The 20,064-nt window shown below is 71.9% G+C and carries 14 protein-coding genes and 1 pseudogene; 12 read left to right on the forward strand and 3 right to left on the reverse strand.

Features of this window, described 5'->3' with window-relative positions; genetic code table 11:
* Nucleotides 1–101 precede the first annotated feature (101 nt).
* The 3 genes from ACWDEW_RS15310 to ACWDEW_RS15320 are packed head-to-tail and all read left to right on the forward strand — an operon-like array spanning nt 102 to nt 1,714.
* The gene (locus ACWDEW_RS15310) at nt 102–800 is read left to right on the forward strand and encodes a hemerythrin domain-containing protein (RefSeq protein WP_450513055.1); all 699 of its coding nucleotides are present in this window, start codon (nt 102–104) and stop codon (nt 798–800) included.
* Nucleotides 797–1,474 (forward strand): pyridoxamine 5'-phosphate oxidase family protein, encoded by a 678-nt coding sequence (locus ACWDEW_RS15315; RefSeq protein ID WP_450513057.1) that lies wholly within the window; start codon nt 797–799, stop codon nt 1,472–1,474. Before ACWDEW_RS15310 ends, ACWDEW_RS15315 begins: the two co-directional genes overlap by 4 nt.
* Nucleotides 1,475–1,483: 9 nt before the next feature.
* Complete coding sequence (locus ACWDEW_RS15320) at nt 1,484–1,714, forward strand: hypothetical protein (protein ID WP_450513061.1); 231 nt, start codon at nt 1,484–1,486, stop codon at nt 1,712–1,714.
* Between the two features lie 7 nt (nt 1,715–1,721).
* Here the strand turns inward: ACWDEW_RS15320 and ACWDEW_RS15325 are convergent, their stop codons facing one another.
* Nucleotides 1,722–3,182, reverse strand: coding sequence for a glycoside hydrolase family 76 protein (locus tag ACWDEW_RS15325; RefSeq protein WP_450513063.1), 1,461 nt, complete (start codon nt 3,180–3,182; stop codon nt 1,722–1,724).
* A 33-nt stretch (nt 3,183–3,215) separates the two neighbouring features.
* Nucleotides 3,216–4,829: a glycoside hydrolase family 27 protein gene (locus tag ACWDEW_RS15330; RefSeq protein ID WP_450513065.1), complete on the reverse strand. Its 1,614-nt coding sequence runs from the start codon at nt 4,827–4,829 to the stop codon at nt 3,216–3,218.
* A 205-nt stretch (nt 4,830–5,034) separates the two neighbouring features.
* On the opposite strand from ACWDEW_RS15330, the gene ACWDEW_RS15335 reads away from it, so the two are divergent.
* On the forward strand, nt 5,035–6,204 hold the full coding sequence (locus ACWDEW_RS15335) for a glycoside hydrolase family 76 protein (RefSeq protein WP_450513067.1): 1,170 nt from the start codon (nt 5,035–5,037) through the stop codon (nt 6,202–6,204).
* Nucleotides 6,205–6,206: 2 nt separating this feature from the next.
* On the opposite strand, the gene ACWDEW_RS15340 is transcribed toward ACWDEW_RS15335, so the two are convergent.
* Entirely contained in the window at nt 6,207–7,196 is a 990-nt protein-coding gene (locus tag ACWDEW_RS15340; protein ID WP_450513069.1) for a LacI family DNA-binding transcriptional regulator, read from the reverse strand.
* 461 nt (nt 7,197–7,657) lie between these two features.
* On the opposite strand from ACWDEW_RS15340, the pseudogene ACWDEW_RS15345 reads away from it, so the two are divergent.
* From ACWDEW_RS15345 to ACWDEW_RS15380, 8 genes and pseudogenes are all read left to right on the forward strand, one after another.
* A pseudogene (locus tag ACWDEW_RS15345) lies at nt 7,658–8,566 on the forward strand (glycoside hydrolase family 125 protein); the annotation flags it as partial.
* 106 nt (nt 8,567–8,672) lie between these two features.
* Complete coding sequence (locus tag ACWDEW_RS15350) at nt 8,673–8,885, forward strand: glycoside hydrolase family 125 protein (RefSeq protein ID WP_450513374.1); 213 nt, start codon at nt 8,673–8,675, stop codon at nt 8,883–8,885.
* Nucleotides 8,886–9,503: 618 nt separating this feature from the next.
* On the forward strand, nt 9,504–11,039 hold the full coding sequence (locus ACWDEW_RS15355) for an acyl-CoA carboxylase subunit beta (RefSeq protein WP_450513071.1): 1,536 nt from the start codon (nt 9,504–9,506) through the stop codon (nt 11,037–11,039).
* Between the two features lie 68 nt (nt 11,040–11,107).
* A complete protein-coding gene (locus tag ACWDEW_RS15360) occupies nt 11,108–12,859 on the forward strand; it encodes a fatty acyl-AMP ligase (RefSeq protein WP_450513073.1) in 1,752 nt (583 codons plus the stop codon).
* Nucleotides 12,856–16,914, forward strand: coding sequence for an acyltransferase domain-containing protein (locus ACWDEW_RS15365; protein WP_450513075.1), 4,059 nt, complete (start codon nt 12,856–12,858; stop codon nt 16,912–16,914). The genes ACWDEW_RS15360 and ACWDEW_RS15365 overlap by 4 nt, the downstream gene beginning before the upstream one ends.
* A gap of 113 nt (nt 16,915–17,027) precedes the next feature.
* Nucleotides 17,028–17,951 carry an alpha/beta hydrolase gene (locus ACWDEW_RS15370; protein ID WP_450513376.1) on the forward strand — a complete coding sequence of 308 codons (924 nt, stop codon included), beginning with the start codon at nt 17,028–17,030 and terminating at the stop codon, nt 17,949–17,951.
* A 122-nt stretch (nt 17,952–18,073) separates the two neighbouring features.
* A complete protein-coding gene (locus ACWDEW_RS15375) occupies nt 18,074–19,327 on the forward strand; it encodes a PucR family transcriptional regulator (protein WP_450513077.1) in 1,254 nt (417 codons plus the stop codon).
* A 95-nt stretch (nt 19,328–19,422) separates the two neighbouring features.
* Nucleotides 19,423–20,064: a cutinase family protein gene (locus ACWDEW_RS15380; protein ID WP_450513079.1), complete on the forward strand. Its 642-nt coding sequence runs from the start codon at nt 19,423–19,425 to the stop codon at nt 20,062–20,064.

Here is a 20,064-nt window from a genome sequence, read left to right on the forward strand (position 1 = left end):
CCTTCCCACAAGCCTGCGGCCGAGGGCCCCAAGTGAACGCCAAGAGGGCCGTACGACCCTGGGAGGCTGTTGCCGATATCCGATCGTTGGAGCAAGCAGGCGTGTCACCCACCAGCACGACGGACGAACTTCCCACGGCCGAGCGTCCGTACACCCACGAGATGATCGTGGTCCACAGCGTCTTCCGCCGCGAGTCGGCGTATCTGCCCCGCCTGGTACGGGCCGTCCCCGACGGCGACACCGCCCGCGCGACGAAGGTCGCGGCGCGCCTGCGCGAGTACGTTGCGGGCCTGCACAGCCACCACTCCGTCGAGGACGACCTCATCTGGCCGCACCTCCAAAGCCGGGCCCCGGACGGCCGGTTGGTGGCCCGTATGGAGGAACAGCACCAGCGCATCGACGTGAGCCTGACCGTCGTGACGGAGTGGACGGCCGCGTGGGAGCGGGCCGCGGACACCGTCGTCGGCGAGGAGTTGGCGCTCGCGCTGGAGCAGCACTCGGCCGTACTGCTCGAACACCTCGACGACGAGGAGCAGTTGGTGCTGCCGCTGGTCGCGGAGCATCTGTCGGTCGGGGAATGGGACCTGGTCGGGCGCCGCGGTCTTGAACGGATCCCCAGGAACAGGCTGTTCATCGCGCTCGGCGCGATCCTGGAGGACGCCACGGCCGAGGAGCGGGCGTACTTCCTCGGCCGCACCCCGATGGTCGGCAGGCTGCTGTGGAAGGCCGTCGGCCGCCGCCAGTACGCCGCCGCCTGCCGGGCGATACGCGGCCCGCTGGACGGGGAGCAGAGCCGATGACCCTTCTCGACTCCGCGCCGCTCGACGTCCTGGACGCCTACCACACCTGCGAGTTCGTCACCCTCGGCCGCGACGGCACACCGCTGGCCTGGCCGACCGCCGTACGGCGGCAGCCGGACGGCACGCTCCTGCTGAGCACGTCCCTGGCCTTCACGCAGAAGGCGCTGAACATCCGCCGGGACAACCGCGTCGCCCTTCTCTTCTCCGACCCCACCGGCAGCGGCCTCGACCACGCCCCGCAGCTCTTCGTCGGCGGCCGTGCCGAGTGCCCCGACGAGATCATGACGGGCCCTCAGGGAGCCGAGGACTACTGGCGGATGCTCTTCGAACGGCAGCCGCACAGCAGGACTTATGCCTCCGCTCCCCTGCGGCCGTTGACGACCTGGTACTACCTCCGGCTGCTGATCACCGTCACCCCGGACCAGCTCGTCGTACGACCGCCGCTCCCCGCATCGGACCAACGGGCCCCGGAGGCCGAGCACTTGCTGCCGGGCGCGGCCCAACTCGCCCGTTTCTCCTCGGCGGTGGTCGCCGGGCGCGACGCGTCCGGGGCACCGGTGCTCGCCCGCACGCGGCCCGTGCCGGCCGGGGACGGCTTCGCGGTGGAGGTGCCCGCCGACTGCGCGGTGACCGAGAGGCCCGCCTCCCTCCTGGTGCACCGGCACGACGAGTAGCTGGACAACATGCACAACGCCCTGGTCCGGGGCACCCTGAAGGCCGTGGACGACGGCTGGCTGCTGGTCCCCGCCAAGGTGGTGGAGCCCATGGGCACGGGCCGCCCGACCGACGCCCTCCGCGTCCTGCGCGACACCCGCCGCGCCGCCGCCCGCTATCTGGAACGGCGCGGCCTGACTCGTCCCCGGGTCCAGTGGGACGAGTTCAAGGCCTTGGCGGCAGCCGCGAAACGGAAGTGACGGAACGTCAGTTCGCCGCGTTCATCAGGTCGAGCGCGCTCTGTTGCCGGGCCGCGTCGGTGGAGTCCGGCGGCCCGGCCCAGTGCAGCCCGTACGCGTCCAGGGCGTTGCGGTCGTTCGCATAGGCGGCGGTGGCCTGCCGTGCGATGTAGGAGGTGTAAGGGCGGTCGGACAGACGGGAGTTGAAGGCACTCAGACCCCGGATGTAGGCCCCCTTGAAGGACGGCCCGTCGCCACCGCAGCCGCTCGTCTCGCACGGCTCCCGCAAAATCCCACCGGAGTTGAGGGCCGTCGAGGTGGTCGAGGCGTCGCCGATCTGGCGGCCGATGGTGAGGAGGGTGGCGTCGCCGGTGGCCCGGTACAGCTCCGAAAGGCCGCCGAGCAGGACACCCTGGTTGTACGACCACGTCGTGTCGCCGTTGTTGCCACAGGTCGCCAGGTTGATGCCGTCGTTGACCAGATGCGAGCCGTTGATCATGCCGGTGCCCTTGAACCACGACCACTCGGCGTTGGCGCGCCCGAGGTACGCCGTGTCGCCCGCGATGCGGTTGTGCAGGGCCGCGTTCAGCTCCAGGTAGAGGGAGTTGGCGATCGCGTTCTTGTAGGTCTTGGCGGTGCTCCACCACACCCCGCCACCACACGTCGAGTCCCAGTAGCGGGCCATGTAATCGGCGTCCGCGCGGGCGGTGTTGAGGTAGCGGGAGTCGCCCGTGAGGTCGTACGCGTCAACCCACGCGAGTCCCCACCAGCCGGTGTCGTCGATGTAGTCGTTGGTGAAGTTGCCGCCCTGGGCGGAGAGGTTGCGGTCGTAGGTGGTGGCGACGGCGTACCTGTAGCTGCCCATGCCGGTGACGCGGATGTTGTCGATGAGGGCGGTCAGGGCGTTGGCCGAGTTCCACCAGCCGGTGGTGTCGAACAGACCGGTGCCCAGGTTGTAGGACTGCATCAGCGCGGTGGCGGCGGCGGTTGCGCGGCTGCCGGCGTTCCACGTCGTCCGGGCCCACTGCGTGCAGGCGATCTCGGCCCGGTCACCGGCCTTGCCGCAGGCGCGCAGGGCGCCGACGCCGAGGGCGTTCCAGTCGTCGACGTTGTACATCAGGGTGCGCCAACCCCCTTGCCCCGCGGGGATGGTGGTGTCGCCGAGCTTGCTGCCCGCGCTCCAGGTACGGCCGCCGTCGAAGGAGCGGTCGAGCCAGACCTCGTCACCGGGGCTGCCGTTGGTGATCGAGGCCCACCCCATCGCGTCGGTGTCGTCGAAGTGCAGGGTGAGGGTGCGGGAGTAGATGGTGGCCGACACGGGCTGCCGGTCCACCGGGGACAGGGCGGGGTCGCGGGCGTCGCAGTACTTGTTGCAGATCGTCGCCTCGGCGGCGGCGGTCGCGACGCCCGTGGAGACCGGCACGAACAGGGCCAGGGCGGCGATCAGACCGGTCCCGACTCGCTTGACACGTCTGGCAGTTGAGTTCATGTCGGCTCCATCGAAGTGGGGGATTGCGGATGGTCAGCCCAGGCGCCACTGCTGGTTGGCGCCGCCGTTGCAGGTCCAGAGCTCCAGCGCGGTGCCGTTGACGTTGCCGGCGGCCTGGTCGCCTCCGGTGACGTCGAGGCACAGGCCCGACTGGGTGCCGGTGACGGTGCCGTTGGGGTTGAGGCTCCATTTCTGGTTGGCGCCGCCGTTGCAGGTGTAGAGCTCCACCTTGGTGCCGTTGGCGGTCTGGTTGTCGTAGGCGTCCACGCACTGGGTGCCGCCGTAGAGCCGGAGTTCACCGGCGGCGGTGAGGGTCACGGCCTGGTTGGTGCCGCCGCCGCAGTCCCAGATCTCGATCTTGGTGCCGGGGGTGGTCTCGCCGTTGTAGGCGTCGAGGCAGCGGTTGGAGGAGGCGCCGATCAGGGGGTGGGTGGTGCCGACGCTGGTGCCGCTGCCTGCGGAGACGCGGTACATCACCGAGCCGTGGCCGGGGACGCTCGCCGAGATGGTGCCGGTGGTGGAGCTGATCACGTGCGACCAGAGGTTGTTGAGCTTGTACGAGGACGCCGAGGGGAGGCCGGCCGCCGTCGCGGAGGTGGTGATGGTGGCGGCGGAGGAGTTCTCGTTGAAGAGGACCACCGAGACGTCGCCGTTGGCGAGGGGCTTGGTGAGCACGTGCAGGCCGCCCGAGTTGGAGATCTCGGTGCCCTGCTTGCCCAGGGAGTCCTGGTCGACGGCGATGACGTCCTTGTTGCCGTAGAGGGAGAGCGTGGCGGCGGTGGCCTTGCGCAGGTCGGTGCCGGCGATCAGGGGCGCGGCCATCTCCGACCAGAGGCTGAAGTGGGAGCGGTCCTCGGTGAACGACATGCCGTTGCCGACTTCGAGCATGTCGGGGTCGTTCCAGGCGCCCGGCTTGGCGTACGCGGCGAGCTTCACGTTGGCCTTGTAGATCGACACCACGGTCGAGAAGTTGACGTTGATGTCGTCGGTGGTGCGCCAGCTGTTGCCGACCCCCGCACCCCAGGTCCACACGTCGGCGAGGCCCCAGTTGCAGAGGCTGTAGACGATCGGGCGGCCGGTCGCCGCGAGGGCATCGCGCATCGCCGTGTAGCGCTGCTGGTCGGGCACGTTCTGGTGGTTGCAGTTGTCGTACTTGAGGTAGTCCACGCCCCAGGCGGCGAAGCTGTTGGCGTCCGTCTGCTCGTGGCCGAGGCTGCCGGGGTAGCCGGCGCAGGTGGCGGTGCCGGCGCTCTCGTAGATGCCGAGCCTGAGGCCCTTGCCGTGGACGTAGGCGGCGGTGCCGCTGATGCCGTCGGGGAACTTGACCGGATCGGGGACGAGTTGGCCCGCCGCGTTGCGGGCGGAGGTCATCCAGCAGTCGTCGATGTTGACGTACTGGTACCCGGCGTCCTTCAGCCCGGAGGAGACGAGGTAGTCGGCGGTCTGCTCGACGAGCTGCTCCGTGACGTTGCAGCCGAAGGCGTTCCAGTCGTTCCAGCCCATCGGGGGCGTCCTGGCGAGGCCGTTGTCGAGGGCCTGGGCGGGTGGTGCGGCGCGCAGTACCAGCAGTGCCGGGACGAGGGTCAGCAGCAGCGCCATGGTGACGGCGGCGCTCAGACGTCTCTTGAACGGTGCCGGAACGGTCATGTCGAGGTCTCCTGCTTCGCCGTGGGGGGCTGCACGAACTCACCGTTGGAAACGTAACCATCGCGAGGGTTCCACCAGCCGGGCGAGCCCGTCAATGGTCCGGACCAGAATGCCCCGGCCGTGAACTGCCTGTGCCCTCAGAGGCGTTGACGACCTCCTGAGTCGATGGCAACGTTTCCAATCACCCGCACCCTTGGAGGCCACCATGTCCCTGCGCCCCTCCCGGCGAGTGATGATCGGTTCCGGTCTGGCCGCGCTGACGGCGACGACCGTCACACCGGCGTCCGCGGCCGAACGGCCGAGCTCCGCGAGGGCGTTGTCCCGCGCGAGAGACGCGTACGCCGCGCTGAGAAGACACTTCGACACCACCGACGGCTCCGGGCTCGTCCGCGAGCAGATCCCGGCGGCGGGCGGCGACAACCCGTACTCGTACGAATGGCCGTTCTCGCAGGTGCACATCGCCGCCCTCGATCTCACCGCCGTGGACGGGGAGTTCGAGCCGGAGCTGTCCCGACGGGCGGCGACGCAGGAGCACTACTGGAAGCCCGGCGGAGGCACCACCGGCCTTCCCGGGTACGCCTCCTACCCGGTCGCTCCGTACGGCTCGGGCGGCGACATGTTCTACGACGACAACGAATGGGTCGGCCTCGCGAAGATCCAACGGCATCTGCAGACCGGGGACGCCGCCGCACTGGCCCGCGCGAAGGAGATCTTCGCCCTGGTGCGGTCCGGCTGGGACACCGACAGCACTCATGCCGCGCCGGGCGGGGTCTTCTGGACCCAGGCCGACTGGAGCCACGACCGCAACACCGTCTCCAACATGCCGGGCGCCCAACTCGCCCTGCGGCTGCACCAGATCACCGCCGAAGCCGACTACCTGGACTGGGCGAAGCGCTTCCACGACTGGACGAACACGCATCTGCAGAGCCCAAGTGGCCTGTACTGGGACCACCTCGACCTCCAGGGGACCGTCGAGAAGACCTTCTGGTCCTACAACCAGGGCGTGCCGGTCGGTGTGGCGGTGCTCCTGTACCAGGTCACCCGGGACCGCGCCTATCTGCGCGAGGCCGGGCGGATCGCCGCCGCCGCGTACGCCTACTACGTCACGCAGGGGCGGCTGTTCACCCAGCCCGTGTTCTTCAACTCGATCTTCTTCAAGAACCTGCTGCTCCTGGAGTCGGTGACCGGGAAGGACACCTACCACCGGGCGATGGCCGACTACGCCAACCAGGTGTGGGACACGATGCGGGATCCCGCCACCGGACTCGTGCACTTCGACACGGCCGGTGGCACCCAGGCGATCCAGCAGGCGGCGCTGGCGCAGCTCTACGCCGTCCTCGCCTGGCCGCGTGCCAAGTGGCGGACGCTGTACTGACGTTACGGGTGCCCGATCTCCCCCGTGCCGCGCGCGATCAACTCGACCGGGAGGACGATGCGTTGGGAGGGGGAGTCGTCGCCGTCGATGCGGTCCAGCAGGATATGGGCGGCCCTGCGACCGAGTTCCTCGGTGTCGGACGTGACGACGGTGACCGGGGTCGGAAGCATGTCCGCGAGCTTGAAGTCGTCGAACCCCACTACCGCCAGCGAGACTTGGAGCTCACGGCAGGCGCGCAGGACGCCCTCGGTGAGGAAACCCGTGGTGGAGAAGACCGCGGTGGGCGGGTTCGCGGAGGTGAGCAGGGTGCGGGTGGCGGCCTCGGCCTCCTCGGTGGTGCCGGCGCGCAGGGTGACGACCAGGTCGTTGTCGGGCTCGATGCCGCTGCGGCGCAGCGCCTTGCGGTAGCCGCGCAGCCGGCGGCCGGTGCTGTAGTAGGAGGGCGCGACGAGGATCGCGATCCGGTCGTGGCCCTGGTCGACGAGGTGCTGGGTGGCCTTGCGTCCGCCCTCGTCGTTGTCGACGAGGACGACATCCGCCTCGGCACCCGTGGCCGGGCGGTCGACGAAGACGATGGGCACGTGGTCGTGGCCGTTGATCTCGTTGAGGAAGGCGTGGTCGCCCTGGTCGGGGACGATGATGAGCCCGGCGACCCGGCGTCCGATCAGCTCGCCGACCGCCCGGCGCTCCACCTCCGGGTCCTCGTCGGCGGTGCTCAACAGCACTGCGTAGCCTGCCTCGTTGGCGACCTCGACGGCCGCCTTGGCGAGGGAGGCGTAGAACGGGTTGGTGAGGTCGCCGAGGAGCAGGCCGATGGTCATCGAGTTCTGGCCGGGGCGCAGGGAGCGCGCGATCTCGTTCCGCTGGTAGCCGATGGCGGTGATCGCCGCGTTCACGCGCTCGGCCGTCTCCTCCCGGACCGTGCCGATGCCGTTGACGACGCGGGAGACGGTGACGACGGCGACTCCGGCCCGCTCCGCGACGTCGCGCATCGTGGGCCTGGTGTTCTGGCTGTGCGGGGGACGACTTCTCACGTGAGTTGAAGACCAACCTTCCATCGCGTACCGGGGGCCGGGACCGCTCCCAGGATACGTTTCGGGTCGCGCCGTCGACCTTGGCCGCCTCGTCGATGGAGTGCGGGGTCGACAGGAAGTACTGGCGGGCCAGGAAGATGAAGCGCGGATTGCCACCCAGGAAGGCCGGGACGATCAGCGGCAGCCAGGTGTCGTACCAGCCGATGTCCTTGAAGAGCTGGAACAGATCACACCGTGGCGCACGCCACATGAGGGAGTCAGGAGGCGCGATGGTAACGTTTCCCGGGTCAACTTCCGGAACAGTGTGGGCAGTTCCGGAGTCGCTGAGCACGCTCGGCCGGCGCCTGGCGGGCGGGCTGCGGGGCGGTCCGGCGGCGGACATCGTCGAGCGGTGTCTGACCAACACCTGGACCACGTCGATGAGTTGGGGCACTGGGTCGGCGTACGGCCCGGAGGTGTTCGTCAAGACCGGTGACATCCCGGCGATGTGGCTGCGGGACAGCACGGCGCAGGTCCGCCCCTACCTCGCGGTGGCCACGGACCCGGAGGTCGGCGACGTGCTGGCCGCCGTCTCGCGCCGGCAGATCCGCTGCGTGCTCCTGGACCCGTACGCCAACGCCTTCAACGACGGCCCCACCGGCGCGCACGGCGAACCCTGCGACCGGCCCACGCCGGGCGACTGGATCTGGGAGCGCAAGTACGAACTCGACTCGCTCTGCGCGCCGTTGCAACTGGCGTACGCGATCCGGCGGGCGACCGGCCGGGAGGACCATCTCGACGAGGCGTTCCACCGGGCGGCCCGGAGGATCGTGCGGCTGTGGCGAGCCGAGCAGTCCCACGGGCGGGACTCGCCCTACGGGTTCGTCCGGCCGTCCGGCCCGTTCGCCGGTGACAGTCTTCCGCTCGACGGGTGGGGCGCCGCGGTGGGTTGGACCGGGATGACGTGGTCGGGCTTCCGGCCGAGCGACGACGCGTGCGTCCACGGCTATCTGGTACCGGCCAACGCGCTGGCGTCGACGAGCCTGCACGGGCTGGCGGAGTTGGCCGCGGCGGTGCTCGACGACACCGAACTCGCCCATGCGGCTTGGTGGTTGGCGGACGAGATCGATGCCGGGATCCTGGCGCACGCGGTGGCGGAGGTCGACGGCGCCGCCGTCCTCGCGTACGAGGTGGACGGCCTCGGGGGCGCACTGCTCTGCGACGACGCGAGCCTGCCGAGCCTTCCGCTCAGCGGCTGGTGCGCTCCGGAGGACCCGCTCTATCGGGCGACCCGGCACTTCGCGCTCTCCGAGGCCAACCCCTCCTACTTCAGCGGGAGTTACGCGTCCGGGATCGGCAGTTCGCACACGCCCGACCGCCACGTCTGGGCGCTGGCGATCGCCACCGCCGGGTCTGACGGGCGACGCGGGCGAGGCGGCTCGGGCCCTGGAGATCCTGGCGGCCACCACCGCCGGTACCGGCCTGATGCACGAGAGCTTCCATGTCGACGCGCCGGGGCGGTTCACCCGGGAGTGGTTCGGGTGGGCGAACGCGATGTTCTGCGAGCTTGCGCTTGAGGTGTGCGGGGAGGGGGTGCGGCAGCTGTTTCCCTCGCATCCGCGGGCGTTGCCGGGGGATCGGGGCTCCTGTCTCCCCGGACCCGCGTAGGCATCGAGCCCGACCGATGCCTGCTCTTCCCCAGCACGGTCGCGTCACAGCAGGTCGGTGACCCGCCCCGGCCACCCCTGGCGGGGCCGGTTGTCCCTGTCCATCAACAAGCGCGCTGCCTGTAGCGGGCCACGCGGAGGCCGGCCCCTTTGGTGGCGGTGCCAGTAGCCGGCCACTCTCCGCTCCAGATCGTCCCGGTCAACGCTGGCGGTCCTGGGCACAACGACCGGTCCCTCCGGCCTTTCGGGGGCCGTGAGCGTCGACACGCCGCGGTCCGGTGAGTACGCCGCTGTGTACCCACCCTCATCCAGAGCCAGTCGGCGGCGGAGGGGGCTCCCGGCTCCGGCGATCGGTGTCAGTGGTGATCTCATCCGGTGTCCTCCCGCAGGGCAACGTTTCCATCGCCATGGCAGCACAGTGGTCCGGACCACGGAACCCCCCAGCCCCTGCAGCCCCCCACGCCGATCCGTTGTCACCTCAGGACGAACCTCCGTCGCCCAGGACTCAACTCCCGCAAACAGAACGGCGATCCCGCGGTCCGTCGCCGAATCGCTGCCATATTCGAGAACCACTTCGGAGGTGGCTGTGACGCTAGAGGCGACGACATCCCTGACGGCAGTGACATCCGCGACGGACCGCACCGCCGGTCGCGTCGCCGACCTGGAGGAGCGACGGGCGCGGGCGGTGGTCACGGGCGCGTCGAGAAGACACGGGGCGCTCGGTGCGCGGGAGCGGATCGAACGGCTGCTGGACGCGGGCTCGTTCGCGGAGACCGGCGTGTTCGTGCGGGCGAGAGCGGTGGGGGACGGTGCCCAACGGCCTTACGGCGACGGGGTCGTCACCGGCTACGGCACGGTCGACGGACGGCCGGTCTGTGTGTTCGCGCAGGACTCCACGGTCTTCGGCGGCAGCATGGGCGAGGCCTTCGGCGAGAAGACCGTGGCGCTCATGGACCTCGCCCTGAAGACCGGGTGTCCGGTCGTGGGGCTCAACGACTCCGGGGGCGCCCGCATTCAGGAAGGCGTCAACTCCCTCGCGCTGTACGCCGAGTTGGTGCGGCGCAATGTGAAGGCGTCCGGGGTGATCCCGCAGATCTCCGTCGTCCTCGGCCCGTGTGCGGGCGGTGCCGCCTACTCCCCCGCGATCACCGACTTCACCGTGATGGTGGACGGCGCCTCGCACATGTTCGTCACCGGTCCCGACGTCATCGAGGCGGTCACCGGCGAACGCACCACCGCCGAGGAACTGGGCGGCGCCCGCACCAGCAACTCCGTGAACGGCAACGCCCACTTCCTCGCCGCCGATGAGGAGGACGCGCTCGACACCGTACGCGACCTGCTGTCGTACCTTCCCGCCAACAACCTGGAGCGGCCCCCGGAGTACGCGCCCGGAGCCGTCGCCGCCGGGGACCCGCTCGACGAGGTCGTGCCGGACCGGCTCGGTCACGCCTACGACATGCGGGACATCCTGCGCGCGGTCGTCGACGACGGTGAACTCCTCTACGTCCAGGAGCTGTTCGCGCCGAACATCATCTGCGCGCTGGCCCGGGTGGAGGGGGCGAGTGTCGGGGTCGTCGCCAACCAGCCGCTGCACTTCGCCGGGGTCCTCGACATCGACGCCTCCGAGAAGGCCGCGCGGTTCGTGCGGTTCTGCGACGCGTTCGGCATCCCGCTGCTCACCTTCGCCGACGTCCCCGGCTATCTCTCCGGCGTGTGCCAGGAGCGGGGCGGCATCATCCGGCGCGGCGCCAAACTCCTGTACGCGTACGCCGAGGCGACCGTCCCCAAGGTCACCGTGGTGGTGCGCAAGGCGTACGGCGGCGGATACGCGGTGATGGGCTCCAAGCATCTCGGCGCCGACCTCAACCTCGCGTGGCCGACCGCGCGGATCGCCGTCATGGGCGCGGAGGGCGCCGTGGGGGTGCTGCACCGGCGTGAACTCGCCGCGGCGGACGACCCGGAGGCGCTGCGGGCCGACCTGGTCGCCGCGTACGAGGCCACGCACGGGACTCCCTACCTCGCCGCCGAACGCGGGTACGTCGACGACGTCATCGCGCCGCGCGACACCCGCGTCCATGTCGGCCGCGCGCTGCGCGCGCTGCGCGGAAAGCGCGCCCCGATGCCGGAGCGGCGGCACGGCAACATCCCGCTCTGACCGCCGAGTTCATCCCCTTCACGCCACTCCCCCGCCGCTCGCCCCGCTGTTCGTGAGGAGCCCGTCCGATGGACAGTCGCCGCCCGCCGCTCGCGCCCGCGTACCGGACCCTGCCCGAGTACGTGCGGCACTGGGCCGAACTCATTCCGGACCGCCGGGCGTTCACCTTCGTCGACCATCCCGCCCCCGACTCCCGCGGTGTGCACCGCACGTTGACCTGGCAGCGGCTCGATCTGCGGGTCCGGGCACTGGCCGCCCGGCTCGCCGAGCAGGCCGAACCCGGTTCGCGGGTCGCCCTGTTGTGCCCGCAGGGGACGGACTACATCACCGGGTTCCTGGCGGCGCTGGCCGCCCGGATGGTCGCCGTACCGCTGTATCCGCCCGGTCTGCCGGGGCAGGGTGACCGGCTCGTCGGGGTGTTGGGGGACGCGCGACCCGCGGTCGTGGTGACCACCGGGCGTGTGCTGACCGAGGTGTCGGAGTTCTGCGAGCGTGCGGAGGTGCCGGTCCTCGCGGCGGACCGGGTGCCCGACACCGCCGCCCTCGACTCGCGGGCGCCGGAACCGGATTCGGACGCGACCGCCTATCTCCAGTACACCTCCGGGTCGACCCGGGCTCCGGCGGGCGTGGAGATCACCCACGCCAACGTCGTCGCCAACGCCCGCCAGGCGCTGGCCGCTTATGGCGCCGACGCGCATCCGGTGACCTGCGTGGGTTGGCTGCCGCTCTACCACGACATGGGGCTGGTGCTGAGCGTCGCGGCCCCCGTCGTGCGCGGGGTGCCGTCGGTCCTCATGGATCCGACCGCGTTCCTGCACGAACCGGCGCGCTGGCTACGGCTGTTGGCCGCGCATCCGCGCGCGCTGAGTGCCGCGCCGAACTTCGCCTACGACTACTGCGCCTCCGCCGTCACCGAGGCGCAGAAGGAGGGGCTGCGGCTGGACGGGGTCGCCGCGCTGATCAACGGCAGCGAACCCGTCCGGCCCGGCACCGCCGACCGTTTCCACGCCGCTTTCGCCGCCCAGGGGTTGGCGGCGGACGCGCACTGTCCTTCGTACGGACTCGCCGAGGCCACCGTGTTCGTCAGCGCCACCCGGCCCGGCCGGCCGCTCGGCCGGTTCGCCCTCGACCGGGACGCCCTCGCCGCCGGGAAGGCGCTGCCCGCGCGGCCCGAGGATCCACGGGCCGTGCTCCTCGCGGGGTGCGGAACACCGGTGGGGCAGCGGGTGCGCATCGTCGATCCGGTCGCCCGCGCCCTGCTGGCCGAGGGGGAGGTCGGGGAGATCTGGGTGCAGGGCGCCAATGTGGGGCGCGGCTACTGGAACAACTCCGCTCAGACCCGGCGGGTGTTCGGCGCCTCGCTCGGCGCGGACGCGCCGGGCGGCTGGCTGCGCACCGGTGACCTGGGGACCGTCCTGGACGGGCAGTTGATCGTCACCGGCCGGCTCAAGGACCTCATCGTCGTCGACGGCCGCAACCACTATCCGCAGGACGTGGAGGCCACCGCGCAGGACGCGCACCGGGCCGTACGGCGTGACCGGCTCGCCGCGTTCGGGGTACCAGGCGTTGCGGGCGGCGCGGGCGAGCGGGTGGTGGTCGTCGCCGAACACACACGGGGCACCAGCCTCGCCGACCTCGACGTGCCCGCCCTGACGCGTGCCGTGCGCGCGGCCGTCTCCGCGCGGCACGGGCTGCGGCTCGCCGATGTCGTCCTGGTCGCCCCCGGCACCGTGCCCCGCACATCCAGCGGCAAGGTGTCACGGGCCCTGACCCGTGCCCGGTACCTGGAGGGCGACTACGCGACGGGGACCGCGGGATGACGGCCGTCGACGGGAGCGGGCCGAACTCCGGGACGGGGGAACGGGTGACGGCCGCCGACGAGAACGCCCTGCGGCTGCGGATCGTGGCGCGGGTGGCCGAGTGGCACGGCACGCCGGTGCGTGACGTGGCGACGGACCGGCCGCTGGCCGAACTCGGCATGTCCTCGCGGGACGCGGTCGTGCTGGCGGGCGAGTTGTCGCTGCTGACGGGACACGAGCTGCCGGCGACGCTGCTGTGGGAGGCGCCGACCGTGGACGCGCTGGTGGCGCGGTTGTGCGGTACGGACCTCCGCCCCGATCCCCGTCGTCACCTCCCCGCACCGGTCGTGCGAGAGGCGCCCGGCGAGCCCGTCGCGGTCATCGGGGTGGGTTGCCGGCTGCCGGGCGGAGTGCACGGCCCCGAGAGCTACTGGCAGTTGCTGATCGACGGCGTCGACTCGATCAGACGCGTGCCCGAGGACAGATGGGGCGACTTCACGCCGTTCCCGCCCGCCGAAGCACCCTTGTACGGCGGCTACTTGGACGACATCGCCGGGTTCGACGCCGACTTCTTCCGGATCAGTCCGCGCGAGGCCGCGGTGATGGACCCGCAGCAGCGGATCCTCCTGGAGGTCGTGCGCGAGACGCTCGACCACGCCGCCGTCCCGGCGACGGCCCTCGCGGGCACGGCCACCGGCATCTACGTCGGCGTCTCGGCCCCGGAGTACGGCCGCCTCACCGGCGCCGACGCGCACGCCGTCGACCCCTGGGCCCCGGCGGGCGCGGCACTCAGTGTGACGGCGGGCCGGCTGGCGTACGTCCTGGACACCCACGGTCCCAACATGGCGGTGGACACGGCCTGTTCGTCCTCCCTGGTCGCTCTGCACCAGGCCTGCGTGAGCCTGCGCGGCGGCGAGACCGACACGGCGATCGCCGCGGGGGTCAACGTGCTGCTCTCCCCCTCGGTAGGCGTCGCCTTCGCACGGGCGGGGGCGCTCGCGCCGGACGGCCGCTGCAAGCCGTTCGCGACCACCGCCGACGGCATCGGGCGCGGCGAGGGCTGCGCGGCGGTGCTGCTGAAACGGCTGTCAGACGCCGAGCGCGACGGTGACCGCGTCCTCGCTGTGATCCGCGCCACCGCCGTCAACTCCGACGGCCGTTCGGGCGGCCTGCTGGCTCCCAACCCGGTCGCGCAGCAAGCCCTGTTGGCCACGGTGTACGGGCGGGCCGGACTCGCCCCGGCCCACGTGGACTATGTGGAGGCGCACGGCACCGGCACCCCGCTGGGCGACCCGATCGAGGCGGGCGCGCTCGGCGCGGTGCTGGGCGCCGACCGTGACCGTGAACAGCCCCTGCTGCTCGGCTCGGTGAAGGGCAACCTCGGTCATCTGGAGTGCGCGGCCGGTCTCGCCGGCCTGGTGAAGACGGTCCTCGCCCTCCAGCACGATCTCGTCCCGCCGTCGCTGCACGGCACCTCGCTCCCCGACGCACGGCTGCGCCTGGTCACCGAGCCCGAACCCTGGCCCCGCTACGGCGGCACGGCCACCGCAGGTGTCTCGGGCTTCGGCTTCGGCGGCACCAACGCCCATGCGGTACTGGAGGAATGGCGGCCGACCAGGCCTCCGGCCCGGCGCGTCGGGGAGAGGTCGTCCGACGAGCCGGCCTCCCGCCTCCATCTCCTCTCCGACCTCGACACCGAGCGGGTCCGGGACACCGCCGCCCGGCTCGCCGCATGGCTGCGCACGCCCGTGGGGAGCGCGGCCCGCCCCGCCGACGTGGCCCGCACGCTCGCGGGACGTACCGGACGCGGGCCCGTGCGCGCCGCCGTCGTCGCCCGCGACGGGCGCGAACTGGCCGACGCGCTGGACGCGTTGGCACAGGCCGACCGCGACCCGCGGGTGGTGACCGGCGACCGCGACCGGGTGGGGCGCGGTCCGGTGTGGGTGTTCTCCGGATACGGCAGCCAGTGGACCGGCATGGGACGCCAACTCCTCGTCGAGGAACCGGCTTTCGCCGCCGCCGTGGAGAAGCTCGACGCCCGGCTCGCCGACGTCTTCGGGTTCTCCCTCCGCGCGCACCTGGCCTCCGCCGGACCGCTCGACCGGCTCGACGTGTCCCAACCCGTGCTCTTCGGCACCCAGTTGGCACTCGCCGAGCTGTGGCGGTCCTACGGCGTCGAACCCGCGGCCGTGATCGGCCACTCCCTGGGCGAGGTGGCCGCCGCGGTGTGCGCGGACGCGCTGGACGTGGTGGACGCGGCCCGGGTCGTCGCCGTACGGGCCCGGTTGCTCGACGGGCTGCGCGGGGGCGCGATGGCCGTCGTGGACCTGGAGGACGGTGAACTGCCGGCCCTGGAGCGGGAGTTCCCCGGTGTCCAGGTCGCCGTGCACTCCTCGCCCCGGCAGAAGGTCGTCACCGGTGACGAGGTGGCGGTCGCCCGGCTGGTGCGGCGGTTGGAGGAGCGGGGGCGTGCCGCCCGGGTCATGCGGGTCGTCGGCGCCGGGCATTCGTCCCAGGTGGACCCGCTATTGCCGGAGCTGGTCGAGGCCCTCGCGGACCTCCGGGGACGGTCGCCGCGCGTCCCCGTCTACTCCACGGTCCTCGACGACCCGCGCGGCGCCTGCGAGTTCGGCGCCGAGCACTGGGCCGCCAACCTGCGCCGGCCGGTGCGGCTGGACCGGGCCCTCGCGGCGGCCGCGGCGGACGGTCGTACCGCCTTCGTCGAGATCTCGCCGCATCCGGTCCTGGCCACCGCCATCACCGACACCGTGCCCGGCGCGCTCACCGTGGGCACCCTGCGGCGCGACGCGGCCGGATCCGCCGCGTTTCTCGGTGAGTTGGGTGCCTTGTACGCGGCGGGACTGTCCCTGCCGGTACCGGCAGGTCGGGTCGTCGATCTTCCGCTGCCGCGCTGGCGGCATGTCCGGTACTGGTGGACGGACGGGCGGGGGCGTGGCACGGGAGAACAGCCGACGGCAGTTGTCCCCACGCCCGCTGCCGTTGCGGAACCCCCAGCCGCCTCGGTGGTCGCCCGCGTCAGTCGCCACATCGCCGCCGTCACCGGCCATCCCACGGCCCGCATCGCCCCCACCACGGCGCTGGCCGACCTCGGCCTGGACTCTCTGCTGGCCGTCCGGATCCGTACCGCACTGGACCGCGAGTTCGGGATCGAGCTGCAGCTGCGCGACCTGTTCGACGCCACGACGATCGCCGAAGTGGCGGACCGGGTAGAGCGGTTGGCCGACGAGCCGTCCCCGCTCCGCACGCTGCACAGCGGCGGCACGCACGCCCCGCTCTTCCTCTTCCACGCCGCCGGCGGCACCACCGACGTCTACCGGGCGCTGGCCCAGCACCTGGGCGACGACCGCCCGGTGCACGGTCTCGACCGGATCGAGGACGCCCGCACGGTGGCGGAGAAGGCACGGCGTTACGCCGAGGAGATCACCGGCACACACCCCAACGGGCCGTGCGCGCTGGGTGGTTGGTCCTTCGGTGGGTTCCTCGCCCAGGAGACGGCACGCCTCCTCGTCGCCGCCGGGCGGGACGTCGAACTCGTCGCGCTCATCGATTCCGTACGTCCCCTCCCCCAGCCCGGCCGCACCCCCGCCGACCGTGTCCGCGCCCACCTCACGGGTTTCGCCCGACATGTCGCCGACGCATACGGCGTGCAACTGCCATTGCCCTACGACGAGTTGGTGGCGATGGACGACGACCGCGCACGTATCGACGCCGTGCTGCGCGCCCTGCGCGTGGCCGTGCGGGTGCCGCCCGCGGCGCTGGAGCACCAGCGTTCCTCGTACCTGGATCTGCGGATCGGCGAGGCGCACCGGCCGGGCCGGTACGAGGGCCGGGTGGTGCTGTACCGGGCCACTGAGACGGCGCCGCACACCGTGCGCGACCCGGCGTACGAGCGGGACGACAACGCGCTCGGCTGGGACGAGGTGTGCCCGCGGCTGACGGTCGTACCGGTGTCGGGGCACCACCTGTCGCTGCTCGACCCGCCGCACGTCGACGAGATCGCCGCCCATCTGCGGCGGGTGCTGGCCTCGCCGGGCGGACCCACCGCACCGGCCTGAGGACCCGCCGACCCGACCGAGGAGCCGCCATGCCGAACCACCGCCCCGCCACACCGCAGCATCCCTCCGGAATCCCCCCGCGCGCCGCCCTCCCCCAGCGCACTTCCGACGGGATGTCCCGGCGCGCCGCCACGCGGGTCGCCGCGGCCACCGGGCTCGCCGTCCTGCTCGGTGCCACGGCCGGCGTGAGCCGCGCCCAGGCCGCCACGCAGGTCTCGGCGCGCACCTTCGACGTGTCCGTGTCCTCGCCCGCGCTGGGCCGCAGTGCGCCGGTGCGGCTGATCCTGCCGTCGGACTTCGCCGCGCAGCCCGGCCGGACGTATCCCGTGCTGTATCTGCTGCACGGGGCGCACGACGACTACACGTCCTGGACCCGGGAGACGGACATCGAGGCCTTCACCGAGGGGCGCGATCTCATCGTCGCGATGCCGGACGCGGGTCCGACCGGCATCCCCAGCGTCTGGCGTGAGGGGCCCGACTACGAGACCTTCCAACTCCTGGAGGTGCCGGCGCTGTTGGCCCGTGACTACCGGGCGTCCGGTGTGCGGGCGGTCGCCGGGGTGTCCACCGGCGGCTACGGCGCGATGTCGCACGCGGCCCGCCACCCGGGGGCGTTCACCGCCGCCGCGTCCTACAGCGGGATCCTCGACACCACGGCACCCGGAATGCCCTCCCTGGTGGACGCCATCGTGGCCCGGGAGAGCCTGGCGCCCCGCACCCTGTGGGGCAACCCCCTGCTGGACGGGCTGACTTGGCGGGCCTTCAATCCGCGCGCCCAGGCCGGCGGGTTGCGCGGCACACCGTTGTACGTGTCCAACGGCAGTGGTGTGGCGGGGGGTTCGGGCGACTGGCTGCCCGAGGCGCTGGAGAGTCTGCTGTGGCCGTCCGCGCACAGTTTCACCGGTGTGCTCGCGCTGCTCGGCATTCCGGTCACCACCCACTTCTATCCGGGCGGCGGGCACAGCTGGGCCTACTGGAAAGGGGAGTTCACCGCCTCGTGGCCGATGCTCGCCGCCGCGCTGGGGCTGCCGGAGTGATGTCGGTGCAGCCGGGGCACGGAACGGAGCGGAGGGGACGGCCGTCCAACACGGGACGTCCCCCTCGTCCCACGGGCAACAGCCCGTGGGCGAGCCGCCTCCGGGGGAAAGGAGTGTCCGTCGTGGCCGTCCCCACCCCGCGCGGAGTTCCCGCCGATCCCGCCACCGCCTCGGTACCGCCCGAGCTGGCCGAGCTGCTGCGCGCCCAACTGCCGCGTGTGGCCGACGAGGTGGAGGAGGAGGTCCGCAGACAGGTGCCCGAGTACGGGCTGCCGTCCGGCGCCATCTACCGCGAGAACCTGCGGGCCGGTGTGGTGCAGGCGCTGACCCTGTTCATCGACCACATCGCGGACCCGCGCGACCAGCGGTCCACGATGGCCACGACGTACTACGAGATCGGGCGCGGTGTGGCGCTGGACGGCCGCAGCCTGGACGCGGTGCAGTCCGCGTTACGGGTCGGCGGCCTGCACGCCTGGCGGCTGATGGGACGGACCGCGGAGGAGCTCGGCCTGGACTCGCAAGTCGTGGCCACGCTCGGTGAGTTGGCGTTCCGGACGGTGCACGAGGTCGCCGAGGCGGCAGCCGCGGGTTACGCGGACGCGCGGTCGCACAGCGCGGACGAGCTGGAGCGGCGGCGCGGACGGCTGCTCGATCTGCTGCTGGGCGAGGGGCCGGTGTCCCCGGAGGAGGTGCAGGACCTGGCGCACGGCGCGCGGTGGCGGGTGCCTTCGCGGGTCGCCGTCATCGCGCTGGCGGGACCCGCGGACCCGCGTGCGGAGGACCGGCCGCCGGCGATTCCCGGTGCGCTGGCCGACATGGAGTCACGGCCGCCACGGGTGCTGGTGCCGGACCCGGAGGGCTACGGCCGGTTCGGCGGGCGGTCGTTCGTGCTCGGCCTGGGCGGCCGTCCGGCGGCGGTCGGCCCCACGGTCCCGGTGCCCGAGGCCGCGCGGTCGTTGCGCTGGGCCACGCGGGCGCTGGGGCTGATGGGGCGCGGGGTGCTGCCCCGGCAGGGCGTCGTGCTGTGCGCCGACCATCTGTCGACGCTGCTGCTGCACAGCGACGAACCACTGCTCGCACAGTTGGAGGCCCGGGCCCTGGCACCGCTGGACGCGGCGTCCGAGGGCCAACGCGCCCGCCTGGCCGAGACGTTGCTGGCCTGGCTGCTCAGCGGCAGCAACGTCCCCGACGTGGCCGCCCGGCTCCACATCCACCCGCAGACGGTCCGCTACCGCCTGCGCCAGTTGGAGAAGCTCTTCGGCGAGTCCCTGCACGATCCGGGCACCCGCCTCGACCTGATTCTCGCGCTGCGTTCGGCGGCGTCGCGCGAGAACGAGCGCGACTCACGCGCCGACAAAAACAGGGAGGGTTTCTGAATTCCCGTCCATAACACCCGGTGAAACAACGCGAATACCTTCGAGGTGTCCTTTCCACAGGCGCGTCGCACGCGCCCCACCCTCAAAGGATTCCCATGCGTATTCGCTTGTGCCTGGCCGCGCTCTCGCTGATCGGCGGAGCCGGCCTCGCCACCCTCACCGCACCCGCGGCGTCCGCCGCCACCTGCGCGGACCTCGACGTCGTGGCGGCTCGCGGCACCTTCGAGCCGGGGACTCTGGGCCTGATCGTCGGCGGCCCGGTGTTCTCCGCGCTCCAGCAGAAAATCACCGGAAAAACCCTCTCCAGTTATGCGGTGAATTATCCCGCCGACCTTTCCCTGACATCGGCCGCGACGGGAAACGCCGATGTGGTGAACCATGTGACCGCGCAGGCGGCGGCCTGTCCGAATCAGCGTTTCATTCTCGTCGGCTATTCGCAGGGCGCGAATGTCGTCGACAACTCCATGGGGATCAGCAGCGACGGCGCGGTGGTCGGCAGCCCGATCGTGGCGACGATCCCGGCGGCGGTCGAACCCAAGGTCGCCGCGGTGCTGCTGTTCGGCAACCCGATCCGCGCCCTCGGCAAGAGCGTCACCGGCACGTACCAGAGCCGCACCATCGACTTCTGCGCCACCGGTGACCCCATCTGCCAGAACGGCGGGACGGACGTGCTGGCCCACCTCGGCTACACCTCCGACGCCGGTGCGGCGGCGACGTTCGCGGCCGGCAAGGTCTGA

The organism is Streptomyces sp. NPDC001100, from assembly GCF_053598575.1.